This is a genomic window from Mesorhizobium sp. M1227 (assembly GCF_040318315.1).
Lineage (GTDB): Bacteria > Pseudomonadota > Alphaproteobacteria > Rhizobiales > Rhizobiaceae > Mesorhizobium.
This window is the reverse complement of the sequence record NZ_JAMYLZ010000024.1, coordinates 44,621-64,621: the sequence shown is the minus strand read 5'-3', so window position 1 is coordinate 64,621 and position 20,001 is coordinate 44,621. Positions and strand designations below refer to the sequence as shown.

Here is a 20,001-nt window from a genome sequence, read left to right as displayed (position 1 = left end):
CAGCGGCAAACTTCGACGATTCTAGCCGAAACAGCAGCGGCATCGTCCCCCTCCCCCTTGTGGGGAGGGGTTAGGGGTGGGGGTACGCGGCCTGGCAAATACCCCAAACTTCCATATGCGATTCCCCTGCTGCACAAGGGCGGGCGGGGTCAGCGGCGGTCGGATACGAAGGCGATCGCCGGGGCAGCCAGAAGCGCGACGAGGCCGGCGCCTGCGAAGAACGCGCCATAGCCGAAATACTGCGCGGCGTAGCCGGCCGCGATCCCGCCGGCCATGCTCATCAGTGCGTCCATGCACTGGAACAGCGTGAAGTCGACGCCCGCCTGTCTTGGATCTGACCAGCGCATGAACTGCGCGTAAAGCGCGACGAAACCGAGAGCCATGAAGCCGGACGAGCTGAGCACCGCGATGGCCATCAAAGCGGTGGTCGAGAAGCCACCAAGAAAATCGAAGACCGAAAAAAAGAACAGCGATCCGGCCTGCAGGAAAAGCGCCAGGGCGAGCACGTTGCGCGGGCCGAACCATTTGACGAGAGCGCCGCCGGCGAGTGCGGCAGCCAGGCCGACGAACATGCTGCCGACGCCGTTGACAAGTCCGACCATCGGGAGGTCTAGCCCTGCGTCGATCAGGAATGGTCCGAGCATGGCGAGTGCCGCCTTCTGGGCCAGGACATAGATGGCCGACGCTGCCAGGCCGCGCCGAATTTCGGGACGCTTCAGCGCGTCGAGGAGGCTGGGAACATGCTCGCGCGTCTCCTCGCGCGCGCGGCCGGCCGCGCCGAGCAGGAAGGGCAGACCGAGCGGCAGGAGCAGCAAGGCCATCGCCCAAACGGCGATGCGCCAGCCATAAGCGTCGACCAGAAGCAGAAACAGGCCGGCGCCGATGGCCGAGCCGAGATAGGCGCCGCCGACCTGCGCGGCATTGCCCCAGCCGTGGTTTTCCCTGGCCAGGCTCTGCACGGCGAAACCATCGCAGGCAATGTCGACCGTCGAGGCGGCGAAGGCGACGATGGTCAGGCAGGCCAGAACCGGCCACCAGGCCTCCGGGCCGAGCGCGCCGACGGCCCACAGCCCGGCGATGGACACGAGCCCACCGGCGGCGACGATCGTGCCGGTGCGGTTCTTGCCGACCGGCGGCAGCCGATAGCGCTCGACGGCCGGCGCCCATAGAAACTTGAGCGCCCATGGCAGCGCGATCAGCGAAACCAGGCCGATCCGGTCGAGCGGCAGGCCCTGGTCGCGCATCACCGCCGGCAGGCCCGCCCAGGTGATGCCGCCGATTACGCTCTGCGCGACGTAGAGCCCGCCGATCGCCAGGACGATCGCGACAGGCATCGATGCCCGGCTGGAAACGGCGATCGACATCAGAAGCGGTAGCGCAGGCTAGCGAACAGCGAGCGGCCCTCGTCGCGGTAGCAATAGCCGGCCGAGCAGATGGATTTTTGAGTGTCGAACAGGTTCTTGGCGTTGACCTGCAGCTTCACGCCCTCGAGTTTGGGATTGCGGTAGCCGAAATCGTAGGAGAGCGAGGCGTCGACGAAGGCGCGCGCATCGTTCTTGAAGGTGTTGGTGTCATCGCCATAGCTCGAGCCGGCGACGCGAACGCCGCTGCCCAGCCCGAGCCCCTGCAGCGTGCCGTCCTCGAACTGGTACTGCCCCCAGAGCGACAGGATGTGATTTGGCGTCGCCGACAGTTCCTTGCCTGCGGTTCCCGTGGCGCCGCGTTCGATTTTCACGCGCAGATAGGTGTAGGAGGCGAGTATGCTGAGACCGTTGTCGAGCGAAGCGCTGGCTTCCAGCTCGACGCCGCGCGAGTTCAGGTCGAGCTGGCGCTGCTTGTTGATGCCGGTTGAGGCGTCGAAGACGACGCCATCCTTCTGGTCGATGTCGAACAGAGCGGCGCTGACGGCGGCGTTATAGTCGGCAAATTCGTATTTGACGCCGATTTCCTTCTGCGTCGCAATGGTCGGACGGGCGACGCGACCGACAGGGCTGCTGACATCGTCATAGACGAAGCCGATATTGGGCGAGAACGACGTCGAATAGTTGACATAGGGCGTGATGCCCCATTCGGTCTGGTAGGACAGGCCGAGCCGGCCGGAAAGGGCACTGTCGTCCTGCTTGGACCTGGTGAAGTCGGCGGCGGTCGAGGTGGTGTCGGCCCAGTCGTAGCGACCGCTGGCGAACAGGGTGAAATCGTTCCACTCCATCTGGTCATGCAGATAGGCGCCGAGCTGGTTCATCTCCTGCCCGCCAGAGTAAGGAACCGGAGCGGCCTTGATGTCGTCGACGGAGACATAGGAGATACCGCTGCCGGCGTCATAGTTCGACCAGGCGTAGTCGATGCCGGCTACCGCCGTGTGCCTGACCTGGCCGGTATCGAATTCGAACTGCGCCATGTTGTCGACGACGAAGTTCTTCATGGTCTCGGTGTAGTGGCCCCAATAGCGTTTCAGATCCACGCCGTCCGGGTAATGACCGCTATATTCGATGTCGCTGTCGACGGCGCTGTAGCGAAGGTTCTGCCGCACCGTCAGCACGTCGTTGAAACGATGCTCGAACTCGTAGCCGATGCGGCCCTGGGTCTGGTCGAAGTCGTTCCAGGCGGGATCGCCCTCGTAGAGGCTCGTCAGGGTACCGCCCGAATTGTAGAACGCAGCGGTGCCGCCGGTGACGGATTTCGAATATTCGCCGAGGATGGTCAGCCTGGTATCCTCATCCGGCCTGAAGGTGACTGCCGGCGCCAGATAGATCTTGTCGTCGGGATAACCGGGCAGGTCGGTGTCGCTGGTGCGGCCGAGGCTGGTGAAGCGATAGAGGATGCTGCCGTCTTCGTTCACCGGGCCGGAAGCGTCGAGTGCGGCCTGGAAGCGATTGTGCTCGCCGAGCAGCATTTCGACTTCGCGGAACTGTTCTTCCTTGGGGCGCTTGGTGACGAGATTGACGATGCCGCCCGGACCGCTGATGCCGTAAAGCGAGGAGGCCGGACCCTTCAGGATGGTGACGCCCTCGATGCCGTAGGGCTCGGTCTTGAACCAGGCCGAGGGGCCGTTGTACTGGCGCAGCCCGTCGCGGAACATGCCGTTGTAAAAGGCCTGGAAGCCGCGCAGGAAGAAGGCGTCGTAGCGGGTGTCGAAGCCGAAGCTGTTCGGATTGGCGCTTGCGACATAGCCGAGCGATTCGTTCAGCGTGCGTGGCTTCTGGTCCTCGATCTGCTTCTGCGTCACAACCGAAACGGCTTGCGGAATCTTGACCATCGGCGTGTCGGTCTTGGTGCCGATACGGTCCTTCTTGGCGACGTAGCCGTCCTGCACGAGGATCTCGTCGCTCTCGGCATCGACCTCGATCTTGTTGAGAACGGTGACGCCGCCCTGGTCCTGGGCGTGAGCCGGCCCGGACAGGCCGAGCAGGGCCATGCTGCCCGGCAATGATAACCCCAGGAGCCATGTCATCGTCCGTTTCCGCATCAACTCGTCTCCACTCTTCCATACATTGACGGAAGGGGCTCTCAAATCTGAGTATTTGAGTCAAGTTATTTTTTGAGCTCGTGCGGGTGCTGGCCCGATACGGTCGGCGACAGCAAAGTGCGACCGGTTTCAGGAAAACCAGCTGCCAATCAGGGAGAGGCGAGCTGCTATGGTTTGAGGCTTCTCGCCACCAGCCGCGCCACGCTTGGGCCGACCAGAAGCACGATCAGGAAGCGTGCCGATTGCAGCGCCATGACGAAGGAGATGTCGACATGCTGCGCGGCGGCGGCGATGATGGCGACGCTGTCCATGCCGCCAGGGCTGGTTGCCAGATAGGCGGTCAGCGGATCGATGCCGAGCAGGCGGCTGATCAGGAAGGCGAGGCCGCCGCAAAAGACGATCAGGGCAATGATCGAGCCGACGATCTGCGGCAGCGCGCGGGCCGCGTGGCGCAAAATGGCCCTGGTGAAATTCAGGCCGATGCTCCAGCCGATCATCGTATAGCTCAAGGCGAGCAGCCAGGGCGGCAACTGCATGGTCACGCCGAGCCCGAGATGGATCACGGTGCCGAAAATGAAGGTGCCGAGGAATAACGGCGACGGCAGCCGGAAAAGCTTTCCGGCGAGGCCGCCAACCAGCGCCACGCCGAATGTTGCGGCCAAGCCTTGCGGGTCTATCGGCGGAAACCAGAGGATGGCCGGCACCTCGATGCCCGAGGTGTCGACCCAGAGCTTGGCCACCAGGGCTGCCGTCATCGAGACGCAGATGACGCGCAGATACAGCATAAAGGCGACGAGGCGCTGGTCGGCGCCGAAGGCACCGGCCATCAGCACCATGGCGGTGGCGGCGCCCGGCGACGAGCCCCAGACCGCGGTGGTGCCGGGCAGGATGCGCCAGCGGCTGATCAGCCAGCCGAGCAGGCTGGATGCCGCGACCGTCGCCATCACGACGCCAAGGAACAGCGGCCATTCCCTGTAGAAGACGGGAAAGATATCGGCCGAGATGGAACTGGCGACCAGGCAGCCGACGACCGCCTGGGCTGAGCCGAACAGAACCCGCGGCACACGCACCGTGGCGCCGTTGGTGCCGGCAGCTATGGCCGCCAGCATCGGTCCGATCAAGAGCGCGGCGGGCAGGGCGGCGAGCTCCAGCGCGCCGGCAAACAGCACCGAGACCACCACCAGGACGGGCCACTGCCAGGCCTTGTGGATCCGCGCCAGGTGCTCGATGGCCGGCGGGTTCGGGGAGGAATCCATAGATGGGCTCTTAGACCGGTCGCGAAAAAATGCGAACCCTTTTTGCGCGGAAAAGGGCTTGGGTGGTAATGGCACCAACCATCCGCAGCGATCCTTCGCGCGCCCCTCTGGCCTGCCGGCCTCTCCCTCTATCCCGCCTTCGCCGGTAAGCCGAACCCGCCAACAGGATGCGTCTCCACCTGGAACTCGAAGCCGGCGATGATCGGCCGTGCCTTGGCGATTGCCGCCTGGACTTCGGGCAGCTGCAGCGAAGCCTTGTGGCTTTCGGCGTCGGTCCACACTTCGGTCACCCAGATCGCGTCGGCATCGGCCGGGTCGGTGGCGATGATGTAGTTCAGGCAGCCGGGCATGGCGCCGGTGCTGGCGAGCAGGATATCCATCATTGCGTCACGCTGGCCGCGCATCGCCCGCATCTTGCCGATCAGTCCGTACATTCGCTTTGCTCCGTTGAGATGACGCAACCGGGAGTATGCAGTTCGTCGCCTACGGCATCAACTGGCCGCCATTGACCTCGATCACCTGGCCGATGATGTAGCCGCTCAACAGATCGGAGGAGAGGAACAGATAGGCGCCGACGCAGTCCTCGGCGGTGCCGGCGCGGCCCTGCGGGATGGTGGCGATCATGCCTTTCATCTGGTCGTCGGTCGAGTAGCGCTCGTGGAAAGGTGTCGCGATCGTGCCGGGCGCCACCGCGTTGACGCGGATGTTGAACCCGATCAGCTCCTTGGCCATGCCGCGCGTGACGTTGGAGACGAAGGCCTTGGCCGAGCCGTAAAGGCCGGCGCCGCCACCGGCGCCGTTGCGCGCGGCGATCGAGGAGGTGTTGACGATGAAGCCGCCCTGCCGCTTCAGCCATGGGATTGCCTTGCGCGAAGCTGTCAGCACGGAACGCGCGTTGAGGTCCATCACCGCGTCGTAATGCGCCTCGGTCTGCTCGGCATAGGGCACGCGGCCGAGCATGCCGCCGGCATTGTTGACGAGGCCGTCGAGCCGGCCGAAATGTTGCGCACTGTCCTCGACGACGCGCTCGACATCGGCGGGGATCGAGAAATCGCCCTGGGCGAGGAACACGTCGCCGCCGCCGTTGCGAATGGTCGCGGCCAGGTTTTCGGCAGCCGCGCGGCTCGAATTGTAATGCAGCGCGACGCGGCATTTCTGCGCGGCATAGGCGAGCGCGAGCGCCGCGCCGATGCCGGTCGAGGCGCCGGTGACCAGGACCGCCTTTCCGGCAAGGTCGGGGATGACCAGAGAGGGGCTGACAAGGGTGGTGGTGGCTGGCACGTCTATTCCTCCGGGGACTCTGCCTGCTCTTCGTAGGCCCTCGCAGTCCTCGCGTTCAAGTCCGTAAAAGTTTAGAGCGGTTCACCGTTTCACGGAAACGGCGAACCGCTCCCTCTTTGTCTTGATGCAATTCCGGACGGAAAACCGTTTCACACTTTTCCTGGAATTGCCCTATGGCCTGAGATAGGCGTAGCCCTGGCGTTGCAATTCGGCGAGCTTGACGACGCCGCCCCTGTCGGCTGCATGGAAGCCGTCGAGCAGGTCGGCCACGCCGATATCCATGCCGTGCATGGTGTTGGCGCAGGCGTGCGGGCTGAGCCCATCCTGGACAAGGCCGGCGAACCGCCCGGAAATGGCGGCCGATATGCCCTTCGACTTGAAGGCGGCAAGTGCTGGGCCGTGCACGACAAGCGCGATGTCGACCTTGCCGTCGGTGCCTTCGAAGTGGTTCTTGATGTTGCCGAGCACGAAATTGACCTTGTCGAGATCGCTGAGGTGATAGGCGACCTTTTGCCTTTCCTCTTCGACGGCCTTGACTTCAATGGCTGCCGCCTTGGTGGGGCGCAGCCCGAAAAGCCCGGCGGCCCCGGCAAGACCGACGCGGAAAATATCGCGGCGTCGCATGGCTTTATCTCCATTTATCCGGCCGGCGCAAATTGCGTGGCCTCGGCCTCGATCCTAGCATAAATTGAAGCCACGTCTTGTCGGGGCAGGGGGAGCCAGCATGATATCAAGGATCGTGATGGGCGCCGGAGTTGGGGTTGCCTTGCTTGCTGCCGTCGCCGGCTCTGCTTTCGCCGATGACAGGCTCAAACTCACCGAGCTCAGCCCCGACGGCAAGGACGCCTGCTTCGGCCGCGTCTATGACGCCGCGCATCTCAAGTCGCATCCGCAGCAGAAGGTGACGCGCATCTTCTTCTATTCCGGCCGCGATCCGGTCAGCCGGCCGAACGAGGAGCCAAGCACCGGCGTCGATTCCTCCTACAATGGCTTCATGGCGACGACGGTGCGCGGCGCCAAGGCGCCTGAATGGCTTGGCGGCTGGTGCAGTCATGAGTCGGAGGACGGCAAGACCGGCCCGATCCGTTGCGGCATGGACTGCGACCGCACCATGGCTTCGCTGAAGGTCGACGACAAAGGCCGGCTGATCGTCTCGGACGTGCAGCCCGACCTCTATCTCGACGCCGGCTCGGAAGACGAGCTCGGCAAGGCGGAGTACGAAAGGCAGGCGCTGGGCAAGGACGATAACGGCTTCAGGCTCGACCCGATGCCGGCCGCCACCTGCAAGGCGGAGTTCGCGCGCATCGACCCGATCGACCCGGCACTTGGCCCGCCATTGCGCGAGCGGCTGAAGCCGGACCAGCCCTTCTGCTACGGACGCGACTACGACGCCGGGCATCTCGGCTCGCATCCCGACCAGCTGACCCAGTCGATCAGGGTTTTCCGCGGACCGGTCGAGCTGGCGTCTTTCGCCAAGGAGGGCGATCCGGCCAATTGGCCAAGCGGCGCGGATATCGCCGTTTCTGTTACCACGCGGCAGAAATCGGCCAAGGTCACGCAGGTCTATAACTGTCAGGGCGAGGGCGACCAGTGGCGCTGCGCGGCGAGCGCGAAGACGGGTGCTGCGTCCTGTGACATCGCGCAAAGGGAGGTCTTCCTTCGCCGCGGCGCCAACGGCACGATGATGCTGGCCAACCCGAACAGCGGCCTGCCGATCATCGATCTGTGCTCGAAAGCGGCGGAAGGCGACACCAGCTCCGACGACAAGGTCTACCGGCTGGAGCCGATGCCGCAGGCTGCCTGCGGGCTGTAGCAGTTCAGAGACGCGATGCCGGCGGGACAGAGGGGGTGCTGTCCCGCCGACCTCAAGGTTTGGGATGGCGGCGTCCCGCTATCGCCTCACGCGAACGGCACGGCGGTCGTACCTTTGGGCAGTTTCGCTTCGTCGTCGGGTTCGACATGGATGATGACCCGCACGGAAGGGATTTCGGCCTGCAGCGCGTCCTCGATGCGGTCGCAGATGACGTGGCTGGCGCCGACCGACATGTCGGCGTCGACGACCAGGTGGAACTCGATGAAGGTGGCGCGGCCGGCGATGCGCGTCTTCAGGTCGTGGACCTCGAGCGCGCCCTTGCAATTGGCCGAGATGATGTCGCGTATGCGGATATGTTCCTGGGTGTCGACGGCGCGGTCCATCAGCCCGTTCATCGACGAGCCGATGACGTGCCAGCCCTGCCACAGGATGTTCAGCGCCACGATTACCGCAAGAGCCGGATCGAGAACCTGCCAGCCGGTCAGCACGGCGCCGACCAGGCCGATGAACACACCGACCGAGGTCGCCACGTCGGTCATGATGTGCCTGCCGTCGGCAACGAGAGCCGGCGATTTTTCGCTTCGGCCGGTGCGGATCAGCGTCATGGCCCAGACGGCGTTGATGACCGTTGCGACGCCATTGACGGCAAGGCCGGTCCATGGCTTTTCCAGCAGGGCGGGATGCAGCCAGGACCACCAGACCTCGTTGAGGATCAGCAAGGCGGCAAGCACGATCAGCACGCCTTCGAGGACGGCCGAGAAATACTCGGCCTTGTGGTGGCCGAACGGATGGTCCTGGTCGGCTGGCTTGTAGCTGACCTGGATCGCCCAATAGGCGGCGGCAGAGGCAATGACGTTGACGATCGATTCCAGCGCGTCCGAATAAAGCGCGACCGAACCGGTGACGTACCAGGCCACCAGCTTCAGGCCGAGCACGACGCAGGCGACGACGATCGACCAGAAGGCGAGGCTGGCGACCTTCTGCCTGGCGGCGGCTTTGATTTCTGCCGCGGTCACTGGGGAAAAGATCCCAACACAGAGCCCTCGAATTAAGCGGCCTTTTCCTTGGCCTTGCGCGGCAAGTGCGCGACGATGTTCTCGATGATGCGCATGCCGGCATTGTGGCCGAGCGTCATGATCGACTCCGGGTGGAACTGCACTGCGGCGATCGGCTCCTTGCGGTGCTCGAAGGCCATGATGATGCCGTCCTCGGTCTCGGCGGTGACGACAAAACCATCGGGCAGCCGCACCGGATCTGCAAAGATCGAATGATAGCGGCCGACCGTCACCTCCTTGGGCAGGCCGGAGAAGATGATGCCCGGCTTCGACACCCGGATGCGCGACGGCTTGCCGTGCATCGGGATGTGCAATTGGCGCAGCTCGCCGCCATAAGCCTCGGCCAGCGCCTGCAGCCCGAGGCAGACGCCGAAGATCGGCAGGTCGCGCGCACGGGCCCGCTTGATGGTGGCGGCGCAGTCGAAGTCCTTCGGTGTGCCGGGGCCGGGCGACAGCACGACCAGGTTTGGCTTCAGCCGGTCGAAGATCTCGTCCGGCACCGGCGTGCGCACCGTCGAGACGTTGGCGCCGGTCTGGCGGAAATAGTTGGCGAGCGTATGGACGAAGGAGTCCTCGTGGTCGACCAGCAGGATGTTGACGCCGTCGCCGACACGCGCGGTGCTGCGTTCGGTGCTGGCGGCATTGCCTGATTTGGCGTCGCGGATGGCGGAGAGCATGGCGGATGCCTTCAGTTCGGTTTCGGCTTCTTCTTCCTCGGGAATGCTGTCGAAGAGCAGCGTGGCGCCGGCGCGCACCTCGGCGATGCCGTCCTTGATGCGAATGGTGCGAAGCGTCAGGCCGGTGTTCATGTCACCGTTGAAATTGACCATGCCGATCGCCCCGCCATACCAAGCGCGCGGGCTCTTCTCGTTCTGCTCGATGAAGCGCATGGCCCATAATTTCGGCGCGCCGGTGACGGTGACCGCCCAGGCATGCGACAGAAAGGCGTCGAAGGCGTCCATGCCTTCGCGCAGCCGCCCCTCGATGTGGTCGACGGTGTGGATCAGGCGGGAGTACATTTCGATCTGGCGGCGGCCGATGACGCGCACCGAGCCCGGCTCGCAGACCCTCGACTTGTCGTTGCGGTCGACGTCCGAGCACATGGTGAGTTCGGATTCGTCCTTCTTCGAATTGAGCAGCTTCAGGATCTGCTCGCTGTCGGAGATGGCGTCGTCGCCGCGCTTGATGGTACCGGAGATCGGGCAGGTCTCGACGCGGCGGCCGTTGACGCGCACGAACATTTCCGGCGAGGCGCCGATCAGATATTCGCCCTCGCCGAGATTGATGAAGAAGGAATAGGGCGAAGGGTTGATGCTCTTCAGCTTGCGGGAAATCTCGGAGGGCTGGGTTTCGCAGCGTTCGTAGAACATCTGCCCCGGCACCACTTCGAACAGGTCGCCGCGCTCGAAGCTCTTCATCGCCTTGCGCACCAGCTTGGCATATTCGCCGGGCTCGTGGTCGCCGCGCGGCGGGATGCGGTCGGCGGTCCTGAACGGCTCGACGATTTCGTCGCGCGGCAGGCCTTCGGTCGAGAAGCCATCGCCGGAATAGTCGTAGCGGTCGGTCCAGGCCTTGGTCGAATAGTGGTCGACGACGAGGATCTCGTCGGGCAGGAACAGCACGAGATCGCGCTGGCTTGGCTTGCGCTCGAGCTTGTAGTCGACCGGATCGAACTGGAAGGCGAGGTCGTAGCCGAAGGCGCCATAGAGGCCGAGATTGGCGTCTTCCTCGGTCTTGAACAAAGCCGTGATGGCGCGCAGCACGGTGAAGACGGAGGGTACGCGGCTGCGTTCCTCCTCGGTGAAGACACGGCCGGGCTTGGCGACCTCGAGGCGGATGAGTCTGTTGGACGTCTCGGCGATCGTGACGTCGTCAAGACCGGCAAGCACCGTGCCGATCACCGGCAAAAGCACCTGGCCACGGCTGTTCAAGGCCTCGATGCGCATGGCGCGGCCGTGTGCCGAGATCACCAGCGGCGGATCGATGATGGCGGTGTCCCAGCGCGTATAGCGGCCGGGATATTCGTAATTCGAGGAAAACACGGCGCCGCGGCGCGAATTCAGGCCATCGACATAGCCGTCGATCGCCCCCTCGTAAGGCCGGTCATGGCGCTGGCGGGTAATCGCCACGCCACCCGCCGTGACGAAGCGCTCGGCGCCATTCTCCAGAATTTTCGTCGTCATTGCCGTCTCCATCAGCGTCTTTGGGGCAACGGACCCGGGGATGGCTTGAAAAAACAAATGGCCGCCCGGACATTCCGCTGCGGCCACCCTCTATTGTCACGCGAACGCGTTCGAACAGGCCGCTGTCAGCGAGCCCACCACCAAATGGTCTTGATCGAGCGCATGTTCATGGCGAAATCCATAGCCGCGAAAAGCGGTATGCGCAACAGGTTTGAAAGTCTGTGGGGTGGCTGCCGCTTTCGCAACCCAGCACATGGCCAAGACCGGCAGTCCTGCCTAGACTCTGCGTTGCCCTGGCGCATGTGCCGCCGCGCCAGAGGCTTGCCGAACTCGGCGTCGCCCGCGTGAGCCATGGTCCGGTGCCGTACCGGCAGATGGCCGAATGGCTGGAGGCCAAGGCGCGACAGGCGATTTCGGGGTAGCCTGGCGGGGTGCGTCAGTCCTCCAGCGTTCCCGACCTTGCATCGGCGCTCGTCCCGTCGCCGACCAGCTTCAAGAGGTCTTCGCCGGCACGGATGATGCGGCGGGAACGCCGCGTCAGGATGAGGCCCGCCTGCGGCGCCAACACTTCCGTGCGGCCGTCGGGCTCGCCGGGCGCGTGGACGATGGTGGCAAGGCGCGCACCCTTGGTGACGCGGTCGCCCGGCTTCACGTCGTAGAGGATCGCGCCCGAGCGGGGCGCCGGCATCATCTCGATGTTTTCGAGCGGCGCGACGAGCCCAACGAAGCTGCCAGGCGCGCGCAGCGCCTGGTCCTGGATTACGCCGCGCGCCACCAGCAGCCGGTAGAGCCCTTCGGCATCGGCGCCGGCGAGGGCGCCGTCGACATCGAGTATGCCGCGATATTCGACGGTGGTGGCGACGCGCCGGTGGAGGCGCGCCACGTCGGCCGGGACATTCTGATACGGCATGATCGAAGCGCCTTCGAAGGTGCCGTCGGGTCTTCGTCCCACAGCATCACCGCATCGACGCCCATGGCCGCTGCACAATCCGCCATGGCCGGCCACAGGCTGGTGTGGACGTAGAGATAGGCGAGGCCTTCATCGTCGCAATGCAGGTCGAGCACGATGTCGTGGCCAATGGAGAGCTGCAGCAGCCGCGTCTTCAGCCGCTGGTCGACCGTGCCGTGCGCCGGCAGCAGCGTGAGGTCGGGCGCGGCGAGCCGCGGAAAGCCACGGTTGAAATTGGTGCGCGTGCCCAGATGAAAGCGGCCCTGATGGTCGCCGTAGAGATATTGCGCGCGGCCGATCGGATTGGCCCAGGGCACGATGGTCATGTTGCCGGTGATGCGGCCTTCGGCTTCCGCCCTGCTGAGCATCGGCATCAGCGTGTCGATGGCGACGACGCCCGGCAATTCGCCGGCATGAAGTGCCGCCTGCAGATAGGCGGAAGGCGCCGCCTTGTCCGTTCCGGCGAAGCGGAAGACGGGGAATTCGTAGGAAACGCCTTCGCTGTCGCCGGCGACGCGTTCGATGGACTTCTGCATGGGATGCCTCCGGGAGAAGAGGCGGAACACATGCCCTTTTGCCGGTGGGCTGTCGATTGGTCCAGTCGCTGCCGCTATGGGCGCAAGATTCTACCCGGCCGTCACACCAGCGGCTTGAGTTCCTGGGCGATGGTCGGCAGAAGCTCCGAGACGTTCGGGTGGATGTGCACGGCGCGCGCCAGCGTGCTGACCGGCGCCTTGGCATACATCAGGTCGAGCACGCAGTGCACCGCCTCGTCGCCGCCCGGGCCGAGCACCGAACAGCCGAGGATCTCCTTGGTGTCGGCATCGACCAGGATCTTCATGAAGCCTTGCGTCTCACCTTTTTCGACTGCACGGCTGACGCGGGTCATTGGCCGCTGGCCGACCAGGGCGCGGCGGCCGGATTTCCTTACCGCGGCTTCGGTCATGCCGCAGCGGCCGAGTGGTGGGTCGATATAGAGCGCATAGGCCTCGATGCGGTCGCTGACCTTGCGCGGATCGTTGTCGAGCAGGTTGGCGGCGACAATCTCGTAATCGTTGTACGAGGTGTGGGTGAAGGCGCCCTTGCCGTTGCAGTCGCCCATCGCCCAGATGCCGGGCACGCTGGTGCGCAACTGGTCGTCGACGACGATGAAGCCGCGTTTGTCGACCTCGACGCCGGCTTTGTCGAGGCCGAGATCGTCGGTGTTTGGCGTGCGGCCGAGCGCCAGCAGCACATGCGAGCCGACCGCAGCCGCCTTGCCTGGCGAGAAGGTCACGGCGATTTCGTTGCCTCGCCTGGCGAAGCGGATGTCGTCGGCGCCGAGATGGACGGCAATGGCTTCGTTTTCGAGGATCGACAAAATGGCGTCCGAGACATCCTCGTCCTCGCGACCGATCAGACGCGGGCTTTTTTCGATGACCGTGACTTCGGAACCGAAGCGGCGGAACATCTGCGCGAATTCGAGCGAGACATAGCTGCCGCCGACGACGATGAGATGGCGCGGCAGCACGTCGAGATCCATCATCGAGGAATTGGTCAGGTAAGAGATGCCGTCGATGCCGGGCAGGTCGGGCACCGAGGCGCGCCCGCCGGTGTTGAGGAATATCTTTTCGGCGCTCAGCAGATCGTCGCCGACGCGCACCGTGTTGGCGCTTACGAAGCGCGCATGGCCGCGATAGAGCGTGCATTTGTCCATGCCGGCAATCCAGTCTTCGAGATTGCCGCGGGCGTCGTTGGAGACCTTGTCCTTGCGCGCCTTGATCGCCTTGTAGTTTACGCCGACGGGACCGGATAGCGTCACCCCGTAATCCGCGGCGGAGCGGGCGAGATGCGCGGCATAGGCGCTTGCCACCATCGTTTTGGTCGGCGTGCAGCCGGTGTTGACGCAAGTGCCGCCGACCAGCTTTCGCTCGATCAGCGCCACGCTCATGCCGGCCGCATTCAGCCGGCCGGCGAGCGGTGGGCCGGCCTGCCCGGCACCGACGATAATAGCGTCGAATGTCTTTGCCGTCATGCCACCGCCGCCACGATCAGAAGCCCGCCGACGATCGCCACAGCGTCCTCGATGAAGGCGGCCGGCGGGTCCTTGCCGAAGGCGGCGGCCAGACGTTTACGCGCCTCGGCGCCGCCCAGCGTGCCGATCACCGCGCCAACGGCGCCGGCGATCAGGCCGCCGATGGTGGCGCCGCCGGTCGCGCCGATCACCGCGCCGGTGAAAGCGCCCAAGACGATGCGCGTGCCGAATTGCTGCGGCACCTTGCGGCTCGGCGCCAAGGGCAGCTGGTCGGTGACCAGTTCGGCGATGGCCAGGATGGTGAAGATGCCGACGGCGATCCAGTGGCCCATGAAGCTCGCCCAGGTGTCCGCGACCGGCAACCAGCCAAGCCAGGCGCCCCAGGCGACGGCGGCGGGCGCGGTCATGGCGCGAAGCCCGGCAACGATGCCAATCAGGAGTGCAAAAATGTACAGCATGATTGATCCCTCGATGGCCGGCTTGGGACAGGTCCGAGAGAGCAAGCTACCATAGGTCCGGTATTTGACCAGAGGTGGTGTCGCCGCCGGCGCTTCCGTATTTGCAGCACTTGTGCTTTGGCAAAGATTGAGACTGGAGTTGCGGCCATGGCCGAAAGCGAACGCACGAAAATGGCGGCGGGCGAGTGGTATTGCTGCCTCGATCCGGAACTGGAGGCGTTGCGCATCACGGCGCGAGACGCGGTGTTCGAGCACAACAGCCTGCCGCCCCGGCAGCGTCGCGACATCGGGCCTGGATTGCGGACGCTGCTCGGCGCTGCGGGCGAGGGCGCCCGGATCGAGGCGCAGTTCCACTGCGCCTATGGCTTCAACATCTTTCTCGGCGACCGCGTTTTTCTCAATGCCGGCTGCATCATTCTCGATACGGCGCCAGTGCACATCGGCAAGGGAACGCTGCTCGGCCCCAATGTGCAGATCTATTGCGCCGAGCACCACAAGGAGGCTGCCGGGCGACGGGCAGGGCTGGAGATCGCCAGGCCGATCGAGATCGGCGACAATGCCTGGATCGGCGGCAGTGCCATCATCCTCGGCGGGGTCAGGATCGGCGATGGCGCTATCGTCGGCGCCGGTGCTGTGGTGACGCGCGACGTGGCGGCGAACACCACGGTGGTCGGCAATCCGGCACGCGTAGTCAGCAACAGCTGAGCACCGTGCTTCTGTCGCCGGTCACGTCCTCGTTCTGATGGACATGGGCGGCTGTTTCACTTGGCCGGAGGTGGATGCAACCGTGTGTCGAGCGCAAACGCCTCCTGGGTCTTCATGGCGTATGCCCCTCTGGCGAGGCTCGCGTCGAAGATCAGGTTCCAGCTACGCTGCGATACCGCGCTAGGAATCACCACGAACCGGTGCAGTTGCAGAAGATCGTCGCCAAACGCCTGTTGCCCGGAGCTCGGAATGCCCGGGCGCAACCAGTTGGGGTTGGGCACGGCGGCGGGGTCGACGATATGCACATCCGCGACATCGCTGACGATCGCTGCCGTCATGACATGCGCTATCGTGTCGAGCGCCCTGAAGCCCTTATGAACCGCAACCTCGAGGATCGCAGTCGACGGATCGATCGAGCAGTAGACGGCGCGCACGCCCTTGCTGTTCCAGCGTCCGCCCACCCTGTATGCGCCCTCGCCACTATCCCATGTAGACGCAAACGCGACTTGATCGAGGCGCCATCCGATGAGGTCGGAGCCACCGAGCGCCGCCGGCAGCGGCGTCATGCATAAACGCCATATTCAAGCCGTTCCAGATAGTCTTCTACAAGCTCGATCCCCGCCGGCGTCGCCAGAAGGTCGATTGGACGACGCTGGTCGAGCCCAATCGCCGGCCGCTCCAGCCATTGCTCTGCCTCCGCCTGCGAACCGAACACGTCGGTCGCTTTCGACAGGATCTCCGCGAACTTCCAGGTTCGTCCGCTCTGGTCCTGATTGAGAGGCTTGGACGGAGCATCCTTGCGGCGCTGGTAGGTGCGCAGGCTCATGCCGACGGCCTTTCCCAGCGAATCGGTCTTCTGGATGAAGACGAGTTGCCCGATAAGATGGTCCAGCGCTGAAGCCGGCAGGCCGTGCAGAAGCAACTCGTGGGCATCCAAAGCGCTGCTGAGGCGCCTTGCCAGAATGCGGCTGCCGCCTAGCAATTTCGCCACCTTCTGAAGTTCATTGTTTTTTGCTGCTGGCGCAGCCTTTTCCAATGCCATCGCCACGGCGAGCCCTCTTCGCGTCATCTGTCGCTTTAATATATGACAGATGACGCCAAGCCTTTCAAGCACGACAGGATCGAGAGCAGGGCAATCGCTTCGAGAGAAAAGATAGCCGACTCGGGGCCAGATGGCAGTCCAACGTCGGCCTGAAGCGATTGCCCTGGAATCGAGCGCGAGCCGAATTTCACCTCGGCATGTGCGCCACGCGCTCCTCCTGAGCACTCCTCGAGAATTCGCGCCGGTACTGCGCCGGCGAGGTTCTGAGGCGCGCTGCGAAGTGCTGGCGCAGCGAGGTGGCGCTGCCGAAGCCGGCCTCGAAGGCAACCGTGTCCATCGATTTTTCCGTTGCTTCCAGCAGCCGTTGCGCCAGCTGGACGCGCTGGTCGGTCAGCCAGTCGCCGAAACTGGTGCCGATCGTTTTCTGGAAACGGCGCGTGAACGTCCGGCGGGTGAGGCCAGCGAGACCGGCAACGCTGTCCAGACTGTGCGGATCACCCAGGGTTTTGCGCACCGTTTCGAGAGCCTGGGTAAAGCGGTCCGCATTGCCGGTCCTGGCGATGGGACGTTCGATGAATTGCGCCTGCCCGCCCTGCCTATGCGGAGAAAGCACGATCTGCCGGGCAAGGCGAAGTGCCGCCTCGGCGCCGTAACGAGCCCGTACGACGTGCAGGCAGCAGTCGAGCCCGGCGGCGACGCCGGCGGATGTCACGACATCGCCATTGTCGATGTAGAGCACTTCCGGTTCGACGAGAATGTCGGGATAGAGTTCCTGCAGCTGATCCGCGTAGGCCCAGTGCGTCGCCGCTCGCCGCCCCGAAAGCAGTCCGGTCGCCGCAACAGCGAACGTTCCCAAGCACAGTCCGACGATCAGCGCGCCGCGCTCGTGCGCGCCAAGCAACGCGTCGATCAATGCGGCTGGAGGCGAGCTCCCGAGATCCTTCCAGCTTGGCACGATGACGATGTCGGCGTCATTGAGCGCGGAAAGCCCGTGCGGGACGCTGATGGTCAGCCCGGCATCGGTGCGGATCGGCCCGTCCTCAATCGCGCAGACCCGGAAGTCGAAGCGCGGCAGGCCGAGCTCCGTGCGATCCGCGCCGAACACGAGACACGGCACGGAGAGATGAAACGGGCTGATGCCATCGAAGGCGATGGCGGCAACGGCAGGATCGGTCATGGGAGCTCCGGCAACGGGTGAGGCCGATTGTCCCAATTCTTTCGAATAATGTCAATCGGGACACTTTTTGCAATCCGGTGCCGAGCTTATCGTCCACCCGTCAATGTCCAACGGGAAAGGAAAACCCCATGTCGCAACCAGCCAAAGGCAAAGCTCCACGCCGCGCCCTCATCGTCATCGATGTTCAAAACGACTATGACGGCGGCAACCTCGCCATCCAGCATCCGCCCTTCCGCGACAGCGTCGTCAATGTGGCGCGAGCGATGGATGCGGCCACCGAGGCAGGCGTCAAGGTTGTGGTCATCAAACAGTTGGCGCCGGAAACCTCACCAGTCTTCGCCAAGGGCAGCCATGGCGCCGAGTTGCACCCGGAAATCGCCAGGCGAGACCGCGACCACTACATCGAAAAGAACTTGCCCAGCGCCTTCACCGGCACGGACCTCGAGGAGTGGCTACGCGCCAACTCTATCGATACGATCACGGTCATCGGCTACATGACGCACAATTGCGATCTGTCGACGGTCATCCACGCCGTGCATATGGGCTTCGAGGTGGAGTTCCTGTCGGACGCAACGGGGTCGTTGCCGTACGCCAACAGCGCCGGCTACGCTTCGGGGGAGGAAATCCATCGCGTCGTGACGATTGTATTGCAGTCGCGCTTCGCGGCCGTTCTCAAAACCGCCGAGTGGATCGATTGTCTGAAGACCGGCGTGGTACCCCAGCGCGACACACCCTATGCCTCCAACCAGCGCGCGCTGGCGCGAAGCGCGGCTTAGGGACGAGCTCGTCGCGAAGTCGCCAAAAAGGGCGCCGCAGCGTTGCGGCGCCCTTTGCCATTCGAGCATTGATTATCTCTAAAACAGGCCTTCGATCTGGCCCATTTCGTTCAGGAAAATCTTTTCCGAGGATGGCGCTTTGGGCAGGCCGGGCATGGTCATCACCTCGCCGCAGATGATGACGACGAAGCCGGCGCCGGCAGACAGCCTGACCTCGCGCACCGGCACGGTGTGGCCGGTCGGCGCGCCGCGCAGATTCGGATCGGTGGAGAAGGAATATTGCGTCTTGGCCATGCAGACCGGCAAATGACCATAGCCGGCGTGCTCCCAGGCGTGGAGCTGGTCGCGCACCGATTTGTCGGCGATCGCTTCGGAACCGCGATAGATGCGCTGGACGATGGTGTTGATCTTCTCGAACAGCGGCATGGCGTCGGGATAGAGCGGGGCAAATTGCGACGCGCCGGATTCGGCCAACGCCACGACTCTTTTGGCCAGTTCCTCGATACCGGCCGATCCCTGGGCCCAGTGCTTGCACAGGATCGCCTCTTCGCCCATCGAGGCGACGTAGTCCTTCATCGCCTGGATCTCGGCCTCGGTATCGGAGTAGAAATGGTTGATGGCGACCACAGCCGGCACACCGAACTGGCGGATGTTCTCGATGTGGCGGCCGAGATTCGCACATCCCTTCTTGACCGCCTCGACGTTCTCCTTGCCGAGGTCCTCCTTCTTGACGCCGCCATTCATCTTCAAGGCGCGAACCGTGGCGACGATGACCGCCGCGGCGGGCCTCAGGCCGGCCTTGCGGCATTTGATGTCGAAGAACTTTTCGGCACCGAGATCGGCGCCGAAACCGGCTTCGGTGACGACGTAGTCGGCAAGCTTCAGCGCCGTCGTCGTGGCAACGACGGAGTTGCAGCCATGCGCGATGTTGGCGAAGGGGCCGCCATGCACGAAGGCCGGGTTGTTCTCCAGCGTCTGCACGAGATTGGGCTGCATGGCATCCTTCAAGAGTACGGCCATGGCGCCGTCGGCCTTGAGGTCGCGGGCATAGACGGCCGACTTGTCGCGGCGATAAGCGACGATGATGTCGCCGAGGCGCTTTTCCAGGTCTTTCAGGTCGGTCGACAGGCACAGGATGGCCATGACTTCCGAGGCGACTGTGATGTCGAAACCGGCCTCCCGCGGGAAACCGTTGGCGACGCCGCCGAGCGAACAGATGATCTCGCGCAGCGACCGGTCGTTCATGTCCATGACGCGGCGCCAGACGACGCGGCGGGTATCGATGCCGAGCTCGTTGCCCCAGTAGATGTGGTTGTCGATCAGCGCCGACAGCAAGTTATGGGCGGTGGTGATGGCGTGGAAATCGCCGGTGAAGTGGAGGTTCATGTCCTCCATCGGCACGACCTGCGCGTAGCCACCGCCGGCGGCCCCGCCCTTGACGCCGAAATTCGGTCCGAGCGAAGCCTCACGGATGCAGACGATGGCCTTCTTGCCGATGCGGTTGAGGCCATCGCCCAAGCCCACCGTCGTCGTCGTCTTGCCTTCGCCGGCCGGTGTCGGGTTGATGGCGGTGACGAGGATCAGCTTGCCATCCTTGTTGCCCTTCACCGACTTGATGAACTCGGCCGAGATCTTCGCCTTGTCGTGGCCGTAGGGCAGAAGATGTTCGCTCGGAATGCCGATCTTCTGGCCGATCTCCTGGATCTGCTTCTTCCTGGCGCCGCGCGCGATCTCGATGTCGGACTTCACTTCGGCCATGGACGACTTCCCTTTGGATTGGACGGATTTGACTAGTGTGGTCGCAAGAATAGCCCGGCATTGCAGGC

Annotated in this window: 17 protein-coding genes and 1 pseudogene; 3 read left to right on the top strand and 15 right to left on the bottom strand. The window is 64.2% G+C overall.

Annotated features, from left to right (window positions below):
* Window positions 1–149 precede the first annotated feature (149 nt).
* The 6 genes from NKH28_RS23665 to NKH28_RS23640 all read right to left on the bottom strand — a co-directional run bounded on the left by NKH28_RS23665 (window position 150) and on the right by NKH28_RS23640 (window position 6,627).
* Window positions 150–1,364, bottom strand: coding sequence for an MFS transporter (locus NKH28_RS23665; RefSeq protein WP_352980556.1), 1,215 nt, complete (start codon window positions 1,362–1,364; stop codon window positions 150–152).
* Window positions 1,364–3,451, bottom strand: a complete 2,088-nt coding sequence (locus NKH28_RS23660) for a TonB-dependent siderophore receptor (protein ID WP_352980555.1) — start codon at window positions 3,449–3,451, stop codon at window positions 1,364–1,366. The genes NKH28_RS23665 and NKH28_RS23660 overlap by 1 nt, the downstream gene beginning before the upstream one ends.
* 182 nt (window positions 3,452–3,633) lie before the next feature.
* On the bottom strand, window positions 3,634–4,722 hold the full coding sequence (locus tag NKH28_RS23655; protein ID WP_352980554.1) for an AbrB family transcriptional regulator: 1,089 nt from the start codon (window positions 4,720–4,722) through the stop codon (window positions 3,634–3,636).
* A gap of 128 nt (window positions 4,723–4,850) precedes the next feature.
* Window positions 4,851–5,156 carry a putative quinol monooxygenase gene (locus NKH28_RS23650; RefSeq protein ID WP_352683881.1) on the bottom strand — a complete coding sequence of 102 codons (306 nt, stop codon included), beginning with the start codon at window positions 5,154–5,156 and terminating at the stop codon, window positions 4,851–4,853.
* Window positions 5,157–5,205: 49 nt separating this feature from the next.
* Window positions 5,206–6,003, bottom strand: a complete 798-nt coding sequence (locus NKH28_RS23645; protein ID WP_352478045.1) for an SDR family NAD(P)-dependent oxidoreductase — start codon at window positions 6,001–6,003, stop codon at window positions 5,206–5,208.
* A 171-nt stretch (window positions 6,004–6,174) separates the two neighbouring features.
* A complete protein-coding gene (locus NKH28_RS23640; RefSeq protein WP_352980553.1) occupies window positions 6,175–6,627 on the bottom strand; it encodes a DsrE family protein in 453 nt (150 codons plus the stop codon).
* A gap of 100 nt (window positions 6,628–6,727) precedes the next feature.
* On the opposite strand from NKH28_RS23640, the gene NKH28_RS23635 reads away from it, so the two are divergent.
* Window positions 6,728–7,816 (top strand): hypothetical protein, encoded by a 1,089-nt coding sequence (locus NKH28_RS23635; protein WP_352980552.1) that lies wholly within the window; start codon window positions 6,728–6,730, stop codon window positions 7,814–7,816.
* An 86-nt stretch (window positions 7,817–7,902) separates the two neighbouring features.
* Here NKH28_RS23635 and NKH28_RS23630 read toward each other — a convergent pair whose 3' ends face one another.
* From NKH28_RS23630 to NKH28_RS23610, 5 genes and pseudogenes are all read right to left on the bottom strand, one after another.
* Window positions 7,903–8,832, bottom strand: a complete 930-nt coding sequence (locus NKH28_RS23630) for a cation diffusion facilitator family transporter (RefSeq protein WP_502906655.1) — start codon at window positions 8,830–8,832, stop codon at window positions 7,903–7,905.
* A 32-nt stretch (window positions 8,833–8,864) separates the two neighbouring features.
* On the bottom strand, window positions 8,865–11,054 hold the full coding sequence (locus NKH28_RS23625; RefSeq protein ID WP_352980551.1) for an anthranilate synthase: 2,190 nt from the start codon (window positions 11,052–11,054) through the stop codon (window positions 8,865–8,867).
* Between the two features lie 436 nt (window positions 11,055–11,490).
* Window positions 11,491–12,539: pseudogene (locus NKH28_RS23620) on the bottom strand (M14 family metallopeptidase).
* Window positions 12,540–12,640: 101 nt separating this feature from the next.
* Window positions 12,641–14,017, bottom strand: coding sequence for an FAD-containing oxidoreductase (locus NKH28_RS23615; protein ID WP_352706062.1), 1,377 nt, complete (start codon window positions 14,015–14,017; stop codon window positions 12,641–12,643).
* Window positions 14,014–14,475, bottom strand: a complete 462-nt coding sequence (locus NKH28_RS23610) for a DUF4126 domain-containing protein (RefSeq protein ID WP_352849930.1) — start codon at window positions 14,473–14,475, stop codon at window positions 14,014–14,016. The genes NKH28_RS23615 and NKH28_RS23610 overlap by 4 nt, the downstream gene beginning before the upstream one ends.
* 147 nt (window positions 14,476–14,622) lie before the next feature.
* On the opposite strand from NKH28_RS23610, the gene NKH28_RS23605 reads away from it, so the two are divergent.
* Entirely contained in the window at window positions 14,623–15,180 is a 558-nt protein-coding gene (locus NKH28_RS23605; RefSeq protein WP_352980550.1) for a sugar O-acetyltransferase, read from the top strand.
* Between the two features lie 56 nt (window positions 15,181–15,236).
* Here NKH28_RS23605 and NKH28_RS23600 read toward each other — a convergent pair whose 3' ends face one another.
* From NKH28_RS23600 to NKH28_RS23590, 3 genes are all read right to left on the bottom strand, one after another.
* Window positions 15,237–15,746: an RES family NAD+ phosphorylase gene (locus NKH28_RS23600; RefSeq protein WP_352683895.1), complete on the bottom strand. Its 510-nt coding sequence runs from the start codon at window positions 15,744–15,746 to the stop codon at window positions 15,237–15,239.
* On the bottom strand, window positions 15,743–16,222 hold the full coding sequence (gene parS / locus NKH28_RS23595) for a type II RES/Xre toxin-antitoxin system antitoxin (RefSeq protein WP_502906656.1): 480 nt from the start codon (window positions 16,220–16,222) through the stop codon (window positions 15,743–15,745). The genes NKH28_RS23600 and parS overlap by 4 nt, the downstream gene beginning before the upstream one ends.
* A 187-nt stretch (window positions 16,223–16,409) precedes the next feature.
* Complete coding sequence (locus tag NKH28_RS23590) at window positions 16,410–17,399, bottom strand: helix-turn-helix domain-containing protein (RefSeq protein WP_352815242.1); 990 nt, start codon at window positions 17,397–17,399, stop codon at window positions 16,410–16,412.
* Window positions 17,400–17,527: 128 nt separating this feature from the next.
* Between NKH28_RS23590 and NKH28_RS23585 the strand changes: the two genes are divergently transcribed.
* Complete coding sequence (locus tag NKH28_RS23585; protein ID WP_352980549.1) at window positions 17,528–18,175, top strand: cysteine hydrolase family protein; 648 nt, start codon at window positions 17,528–17,530, stop codon at window positions 18,173–18,175.
* Between the two features lie 78 nt (window positions 18,176–18,253).
* On the opposite strand, the gene NKH28_RS23580 is transcribed toward NKH28_RS23585, so the two are convergent.
* Window positions 18,254–19,933: a formate--tetrahydrofolate ligase gene (locus tag NKH28_RS23580; protein ID WP_352980548.1), complete on the bottom strand. Its 1,680-nt coding sequence runs from the start codon at window positions 19,931–19,933 to the stop codon at window positions 18,254–18,256.
* Window positions 19,934–20,001 lie beyond the last annotated feature (68 nt).

Bases quoted from the DNA above. Each gene is read 5' to 3' on its own strand.
- NKH28_RS23640 (WP_352980553.1), bottom strand. From the start codon at position 6,627: ATGCGACGCCGCGATATTTTCCGCGTCGGTCTTGCCGGGGCCGCCGGG.
- NKH28_RS23580 (WP_352980548.1), bottom strand. From the start codon at position 19,933: ATGGCCGAAGTGAAGTCCGACATCGAGATCGCGCGCGGCGCCAGGAAG.
- NKH28_RS23590 (WP_352815242.1), bottom strand. From the start codon at position 17,399: ATGACCGATCCTGCCGTTGCCGCCATCGCCTTCGATGGCATCAGCCCG.
- NKH28_RS23585 (WP_352980549.1), top strand. From the start codon at position 17,528: ATGTCGCAACCAGCCAAAGGCAAAGCTCCACGCCGCGCCCTCATCGTC.
- NKH28_RS23625 (WP_352980551.1), bottom strand. From the start codon at position 11,054: ATGACGACGAAAATTCTGGAGAATGGCGCCGAGCGCTTCGTCACGGCG.
- NKH28_RS23600 (WP_352683895.1), bottom strand. From the start codon at position 15,746: ATGACGCCGCTGCCGGCGGCGCTCGGTGGCTCCGACCTCATCGGATGG.
- NKH28_RS23665 (WP_352980556.1), bottom strand. From the start codon at position 1,364: ATGTCGATCGCCGTTTCCAGCCGGGCATCGATGCCTGTCGCGATCGTC.
- NKH28_RS23660 (WP_352980555.1), bottom strand. From the start codon at position 3,451: ATGACATGGCTCCTGGGGTTATCATTGCCGGGCAGCATGGCCCTGCTC.
- NKH28_RS23650 (WP_352683881.1), bottom strand. From the start codon at position 5,156: ATGTACGGACTGATCGGCAAGATGCGGGCGATGCGCGGCCAGCGTGAC.
- NKH28_RS23605 (WP_352980550.1), top strand. From the start codon at position 14,623: ATGGCCGAAAGCGAACGCACGAAAATGGCGGCGGGCGAGTGGTATTGC.
- NKH28_RS23635 (WP_352980552.1), top strand. From the start codon at position 6,728: ATGATATCAAGGATCGTGATGGGCGCCGGAGTTGGGGTTGCCTTGCTT.
- parS (WP_502906656.1), bottom strand. From the start codon at position 16,222: ATGGCATTGGAAAAGGCTGCGCCAGCAGCAAAAAACAATGAACTTCAG.
- NKH28_RS23610 (WP_352849930.1), bottom strand. From the start codon at position 14,475: ATGCTGTACATTTTTGCACTCCTGATTGGCATCGTTGCCGGGCTTCGC.
- NKH28_RS23655 (WP_352980554.1), bottom strand. From the start codon at position 4,722: ATGGATTCCTCCCCGAACCCGCCGGCCATCGAGCACCTGGCGCGGATC.
- NKH28_RS23615 (WP_352706062.1), bottom strand. From the start codon at position 14,017: ATGACGGCAAAGACATTCGACGCTATTATCGTCGGTGCCGGGCAGGCC.